At 73.2% G+C, this 6,221-nt stretch carries 7 protein-coding genes; 3 read left to right on the top strand and 4 right to left on the bottom strand.

Translation table 11 applies throughout. The annotated features are described in order from the left end of the window. Positions 1-570: GTP-binding protein (locus ACIP4X_RS33630; RefSeq protein WP_358736737.1), on the top strand; the 570-nt coding region annotated here is incomplete at its 5' end. A 16-nt stretch (positions 571-586) separates the two neighbouring features. Here the strand turns inward: ACIP4X_RS33630 and ACIP4X_RS33625 are convergent. Next, the gene (locus ACIP4X_RS33625) at positions 587-814 is read right to left on the bottom strand and encodes a YozE family protein (protein WP_358736739.1); all 228 of its coding nucleotides are present in this window, start codon (positions 812-814) and stop codon (positions 587-589) included. Between the two features lie 212 nt (positions 815-1,026). Between ACIP4X_RS33625 and ACIP4X_RS33620 the strand changes: the two genes are divergently transcribed. Beyond that, on the top strand, positions 1,027-2,091 hold the full coding sequence (locus ACIP4X_RS33620; protein ID WP_358736741.1) for a Dyp-type peroxidase: 1,065 nt from the start codon (positions 1,027-1,029) through the stop codon (positions 2,089-2,091). A 19-nt stretch (positions 2,092-2,110) separates the two neighbouring features. Next, positions 2,111-2,926: a family 1 encapsulin nanocompartment shell protein gene (locus tag ACIP4X_RS33615; protein ID WP_358736743.1), complete on the top strand. Its 816-nt coding sequence runs from the start codon at positions 2,111-2,113 to the stop codon at positions 2,924-2,926. A gap of 24 nt (positions 2,927-2,950) precedes the next feature. On the opposite strand, the gene ACIP4X_RS33610 is transcribed toward ACIP4X_RS33615, so the two are convergent. The 3 genes from ACIP4X_RS33610 to ACIP4X_RS33600 all read right to left on the bottom strand — a co-directional run bounded on the left by ACIP4X_RS33610 (position 2,951) and on the right by ACIP4X_RS33600 (position 6,215). Then, positions 2,951-4,156: an aminotransferase class V-fold PLP-dependent enzyme gene (locus ACIP4X_RS33610; RefSeq protein ID WP_391457517.1), complete on the bottom strand. Its 1,206-nt coding sequence runs from the start codon at positions 4,154-4,156 to the stop codon at positions 2,951-2,953. After that, complete coding sequence (locus ACIP4X_RS33605) at positions 4,153-4,821, bottom strand: metalloregulator ArsR/SmtB family transcription factor (RefSeq protein ID WP_358736746.1); 669 nt, start codon at positions 4,819-4,821, stop codon at positions 4,153-4,155. The genes ACIP4X_RS33610 and ACIP4X_RS33605 overlap by 4 nt, the downstream gene beginning before the upstream one ends. 131 nt (positions 4,822-4,952) lie before the next feature. Continuing rightward, positions 4,953-6,215, bottom strand: coding sequence for an MFS transporter (locus ACIP4X_RS33600; protein ID WP_401352036.1), 1,263 nt, complete (start codon positions 6,213-6,215; stop codon positions 4,953-4,955). Positions 6,216-6,221 lie beyond the last annotated feature (6 nt).

The following is a 6,221-nucleotide window of genomic DNA, read 5'->3' as shown; positions in this document are numbered from 1 at the left end:
CTCAACCCTCTCGCCCGCGTCGTCCCGGCCGTCCACGGCCGCGTGAAGGCCGGCGACGTACTGGGCACCCGGCTGTTCGACCTGGAACGCGCCCAGCAGGCCCCAGGCTGGGTGAGGGAGCTGAACGGCGACCACGTCCCGGAGACGGAGGAGTACGGGATCTCCTCGACCGTCTTCCGCGCCGGGCGGCCGTTCCACCCCGGCCGGCTGTGGACGTTCGTGACCGAGAAGCTGGACAGCGGCGCATTCGGCGAGGTGCTGCGCTCCAAGGGGTTCTTCGCGCTGGCCGGCCGCCGGCGGGTGACGGGGCTGTGGTCACAGGCCGGGTCCGTCGCACGTTTCGAACCCTCCGCCGCCCGTGACACCGACAGTCCCGAGGGCCAGGAGCTGGTCTTCATCGGCACGCACCTGCGTGCGGACGCGCTGCACGCGGCGCTGACCGACTGCCTCATGACCGACGGCGAAAGCCTGCCGCCCGTCGACCCGTTCCCCGCCTGGGACACCTACGGCATCGACGACGCCTGCGAGCACGAGCACGTCGAACCCGGGGCGCGGCCGGCGCGCGTCTGAGGGGCGGTCCCTGCCCTCAGTGGAGGTGGTGCAGGTGCTCGAACTCGCTCCAGGCCCGGGACAGGGTGTCGATCACCTCCGGGGCGGCGCCGCGGCTCTCCAGGTACTCGCGGTAGGTCTCGAGCGTGGCCGTCACCGGCCATTGGGGGTCGGCCGAGACGGCGCGGGCGAGGGATCCCAGGCGGTTCAGCTCGTCGGTGTGGCTCGTGAGCCACCGCGTGAAGTCGTCGTCTGCGTCGTTCATGGCACGTCTTCCCACAGAAGGAACGCCTGCTCCCGACCTGGCCGTCCCACCTCCACGGCTGCCCTTCATCCAGCCTCCCACGGGCCTGCGGCAAGTCAAACCGGTCTCCGGGCGGCCCGGACATGGGCGGCCGAGGCGCGGTGGCGGGTGCCGGGTCCGGGCCATACGGTGAACAGGTGCCCGCCCGTGACCCTCAGGAAGGGGCGTGCCCCGTGTACGCAGACTCCCGGGCCCCGGAGCCCCAGCCGGTACTCTCCCCGCTGACGAGTGCGGCGATCTTCCTGGTCCTGACCGTCAACCCGGGTGGCGAGCCGGTCGTACGGGACACGTTGTCCGAACTGAGCGGGCTGCAGAAGGCGGTCGGGTTCCGGGCGACGCCGGAGGGGAAACTGAGCGTGGTCGCGGGCATCGGCTCGGAGGCCTGGGACCGGCTGTTCGCGGGCCCGCGTCCGGCGGAGCTGCATCGCTTCCGCGAGCTGACCGGTGCCCGGCACCGGGCGGTCTCCACCCCCGGCGACCTGCTGTTCCACATCCGCGCGGCCCGACCGGACCTCTGCTTCGCGCTGGCCGCCGAGATCATGGAACGGATTCGCGGCGTCGTCACCGTGCGGGACGAGGTGCATGGATTCAAGTACCTGGACGTGCGGGACCTGCTCGGTTTCGTGGACGGCACGGAGAACCCGACGGGCCGGGCGGCGCGCACGGCCGTCCTGATCGGCGACGAGGACCCGGAGTTCGCCGGGGGCAGCTATGCGGCCGTGCAGAAGTACGTGCACGACCTGGAGGCGTGGAACGCCCTGCCGGTGGAGACGCAGGAGATGGTCATCGGGCGCAGGAAACTGTCCGACATCGAACTGGACGACGCGGTCAAGCCGGCCGACTCGCACGTGGCGCTGACCACGATCGAGGACCCGGACGGGACGAAGCACGAGATCCTGCGCGACAACATGCCCTTCGGGACCGTGGGGCAGGGCGAGTTCGGTACGTACTTCATCGGCTACGCCCGTACTCCGGCCGTGATCGAGCGGATGCTGGAGCGCATGTTCCTGGGCGCCCCGCCCGCCGCGCACGACCGGATCCTGGACTTCTCCACCGCGGTGACCGGGTCGTTGTTCGCCGTGCCCACCAGTGACTTCCTCGACGATCTCCCGGGCGCGCCGGCCGGGCGCGCGAGCGAGGAGGCCGGCGAAGGCGCCGAGGAGACCGGGCCCGTGCCGGCGGCGGTCCGGACGCCGGCCGAGGACGGCTCGCTGGGGATCGGCGATCTGAGGATGTGACAGGAGGCGAGCATCCGCGATGGACAATCTGCACCGCGAACTGGCACCCATCTCCGCCGCCGCGTGGGCCGATCTGGAGGAGGAGGCCCGGCGCACGTTCAAGCGGCACGTCGCGGCACGCCGCGTCGTCGACGTGCCCGAGCAGGGCGGCCCGGAGTCCGCGGGTGTGGGGACCGGGCACCTGCGGACCGTGGCGGCCCCGGCCGAAGGGGTCGAGGCGCGCGTACGCCGGTTCCAGCCGCTGGTCGAGCTGCGGGTGCCGTTCACCGTGGACCGGCAGCAGGTCGACGACGTCGCTCGTGGCGCCAAGGACGCGGACTGGCAGCCGGTCAAGGACGCCGCGCGGCAGATCGCCTTCGCCGAGGACCGCGCCGTGTTCGAGGGCTACCCGTCCGCGGACATCGCCGGTCTGCGGGAGAGTTCGTCCAACTCCGCCCTGACCCTGCCGGCCGAGGCACGCCAGTACCCGGACGTCGTCAGCAAGGCCCTGACCGAGCTGCGGCTCGCCGGGGTCGGCGGCCCGTACGCACTGGCGCTGAGCGCGGCGGCGTACACCGCGGTCAGCGAGACGTCCGACTACGGCTACCCGATCATCGAACACATCGGCCGGGTACTGGACGGCGACATCGTCTGGGCGCCCGCCGTCGAGGGGGCGTTCCTGCTGTCGACGCGGGGCGGGGACTTCGAACTGCGCCTCGGCCAGGACCTGTCCATCGGCTACCTGTCGCACGACGACACCAGCGTCCGCCTGTACTTCCAGGAGACGCTGACCTTCCTCGTACACACCGGCGAGGCCGTCGTACCCGTACGGCAGTCGACGCCCTCGTCCGGCTGACCTACGAGGGCAGCGGAGTGACGGTCACCGGGGCCGTGCCGAGGAGGAGTTGGGCAGGTCGGTGGCGGTGGCCGCCGCCGTGATCGCGGTGGCGGCCGCGGCGATCTCGTCGCGGGTGGTCCAGCGGCCGAGGGAGAGCCGTACGGCTTCCAGGGCCCGCGCGGGGGCGATGCCCATGGCGGTGAGGACGGGCGAAGGGGTGTGGGTGCCGCTGTGGCACGCCGAGCCGGTGGAGGCAGCGACACCGGGCGCGCCGTCCAGGACGCGATGGCCCGGTACGCCGTCGATACCGATGTTCAGCGTGTTCGGCAGCCGCCGCTCCGCCGGTCCGTTGAGCCGGACCCGCCCGGGCAGGGCGTCGACGAGCCGGTGGTGCAGTTCGTCGCGCAGTTCCCTGATCCGCTGGTGCCCGCCGTCGGCGAGGTCGTCGGCGGCGAGCCGCGCGGCCGCGCCCAGGGCGACGGCGAGGGCGACGTTCTCGGTGCCGGCGCGCAGCGCGCGTTCCTGGCCGCCGCCGTGGACGACGGGCTCCAGTCGTACGCCCTCGCGTACGAACAGGGCGGCGACGCCCTTGGGCGCGTACATCTTGTGCCCGACGATCGTGAGCAGGTCGACGCCCGATTCCCTCACGTCCAGCGGGATCTTCCCGGCGGCCTGCGCGGCGTCGCAGTGGAACAACGCACCGGCCCGGTGGGCGGCGTCGGCGAGTTCCCTCACCGGCTGGAGGGCGCCGGTCTCGTTGTTGGCGGCCATGACCGAGACCAGCACGGTGTCCTCGTCGAGCGCGGCGGTCAGCGCGGCCGGGCCGACCAGGCCGTGGCGGTCGACGGGCAGCACCGTGATCCGTGCCTGGTGGAGGCGTTCGAGGGCCTGGCAAGTGGCGAGGTTCGCGGGGTGTTCGGTGGCCTGGGTGATGATGTGCGGGCGTGTCCGGGCGGCGGCCAGGGCGGCCCCGCGCAGGGCGAGCAGGTCGGCCTCGGAGCCGGAGGCGGTGAAGACGATCTCGCCCGGGCGGGCGCCGATCAGCTCGGCGACCTGGGCGCGGGCCGCCGCGAGGGCGCGGCGAGGTTCGCCGCCGTAGAAATGGATGCTGGAGGGGTTGCCGAAGTGGTCCGTCAGATGGGGCAGCAGCGCTTCCACGACGCGCGGGTCGACGGGCGTGGTGGCGTTGTAGTCGAGGTAGACCGGCCCGTCGGTCAGGCCCGGGTGCGGGGGCGGGACGCGGGTCACGCGCCGGCTCCGGCGTCCACGGGCAGCTCGGCCAGGCGCCATTCGAGCATGCCGTCGTTGAGGCGGATGGCGCGGCGCCCGTTCTCCGTGAGCAGGCGTACGGCGTCGTGGGCGAGGACGCAGTACTCGCCGCGGCAGTAGACGACGACCTCGGCGTCCTCGGGCAGTTCGCCGACACGGGCGGCCAGTTCGCCGACGGGGATGGAGACGGCGCCGGGAATGTGCCCGGCGCGGTACTCCTCGACCGGGCGTACGTCCAGGAGCACCACCTGTCCGGATTCCGCGCGGGCCCGCAGTTCCTCCCGGGTGACCGTACGGCCGCCGCCGTCGCCGAGGTAGGCGTCGCGGGCGGCCGGGACCCCGGCCTGGTGGGTCTCGGCGACCTTGCACAGCAGGGCGAGCAGTTCGGCGACGTCGTCGCCGGCGAGCCGGTAGTGGATGCGTACTCCCTCACGCCGGGTGCTGACGAATCCGGCCTGCTTGAGGGTCTGAAGGTGCGCGGAGGCGGTCGTCAGGTTCAGTCCCGCCGCCTTCGCGAGGGCGTCGACCGTGCGTTCGCCCTGGGCGAGGAGGTCGAGCAGTTCCAGTCGCTTCCCGCTGGCCAGGGCCTTGCCGCTGGCCGCGAACGCGTCGTAGAGCCGCGCCTTGGCGGCCGTCTCCGCCATGCTCTCCTCCCGTTCCTCGGTGAGTCTTCCTCCACGAATCTATGGAATAGGCTACCTGGACCGCCGCCTGACGCCGGTGAGGTTCGGCGTTCGCGCGCCGGGGCCCATGCTGTGTTCTTCGCCCCCACTCTTCATCGGCTGTGGGCGGTGACGGCGATGGCCGGGAGGACGGCGAGGGCGAGGATGCCCCCGGTCAGGGCTAGGACGGGATAACCGGCGAGGTCCACGACGATGCCGGAGGCCAGTCCCCCGGTGGCGCCCGCGATGGCGATGGAGACGTCCACCATGCCCTGGGTCCTGGCGCGAGTGGCCAGGGGCACCATGTCGGTGATGATCGCGGTGCCCGAGACGAGCCCGAAGTTCCAGCCCAGGCCGAGCAGCGCCAGAGCGAGTGCCAGCAGGGCGACGGAGTCGCCGGGGGCGAGGGCCGCGACCAGGCCCGCGACCAGGAGAGTGATCCCGGAGGCGGCGGCGATCGCGATCCTGCCGTAGCGGTCGACGAGGCGGCCGGTCAGCGGCGAGGGCAGGTACATCGCGCCGACGTGGATGGCGATGACCAGGCCGGAGGCGGCGGTGCCGTGGCCGTGGTCGTGCAGGTGGACCGGCGTCATGGTCATCACCGCGACCATGACGAGCTGGGTGAGGACCATGACCAGGGCTCCGAGCACCACGCCGCCGCGCGGCCCCTCCGGCGCCCCTTCGACGGCCGGGCCGGCCTGCGCGGACTGCGCGGCGGGCATCTGCTCGGCTTCGGCGAGGCTGCGGGCCAGCAGGAGGGGGTCGGGGCGCAGCCGGAGCGCGAGGACGCAGGCGGCCGCCGCGTACGCGGCCCCGGAGAGAAGGAAGGGTCCGGCCAGGCGGGGGATGCCGAGGAGGGCGGCGAGGTCGCCGGTGGGGGCGGCCAGGTTGGGACCGACGACGCCACCGAGCGTGGTGGCGACCAGGACCGTGGACACGGCGCGGGCGCGGTGCGTGGGGGCGGCGAGGTCGGCGCCTGCGTAGCGGGCCTGGAGGTTGGTGGCGGTGCCCGCACCGTAGACGAACAGCGCGACGAACAGCAGGACAGGACTGCCGAGGGCCGCGGCGGCGAGGACGCCGGCGCTGCCGACCGCGCCGGTCAGGTATCCGGCGGCCAGGCCCGGGCGGCGGCCCCGGGCCTGGGAGATGCGGCCGACGCCTATCGCCGCGAGCGCGCTGCCCGCGGTGAACAGGGCGCTGGGCAGTCCGGCCAGACCCTTGGTGCCGAGCATGTCCTGGGCCAGCAGGGCCCCGACGGTGATGCCCGCCGCGAGCCCGGCCCCGCTGAGGATCTGGGAGGCGACCAGGACTCTCAGCATGCGGCGCTGTACGTCGGGACCGGCGGCGAGGGCGGACGAAGCCGCGGTGCTCGTCACGGGATG

This window comes from Streptomyces sp. NPDC088817, from assembly GCF_044750345.1.
Classification (GTDB): domain Bacteria; phylum Actinomycetota; class Actinomycetes; order Streptomycetales; family Streptomycetaceae; genus Streptomyces.
This window is presented reverse-complemented; position numbering and strand designations above follow the sequence as displayed.

Excerpts from the sequence above, each read along its gene's own strand:
- ACIP4X_RS33605 (WP_358736746.1), bottom strand. The coding sequence starts at position 4,821 with ATGGCGGAGACGGCCGCCAAGGCGCGGCTCTACGACGCGTTCGCGGCC.
- ACIP4X_RS33615 (WP_358736743.1), top strand. The coding sequence starts at position 2,111 with ATGGACAATCTGCACCGCGAACTGGCACCCATCTCCGCCGCCGCGTGG.
- ACIP4X_RS33625 (WP_358736739.1), bottom strand. The coding sequence starts at position 814 with ATGAACGACGCAGACGACGACTTCACGCGGTGGCTCACGAGCCACACC.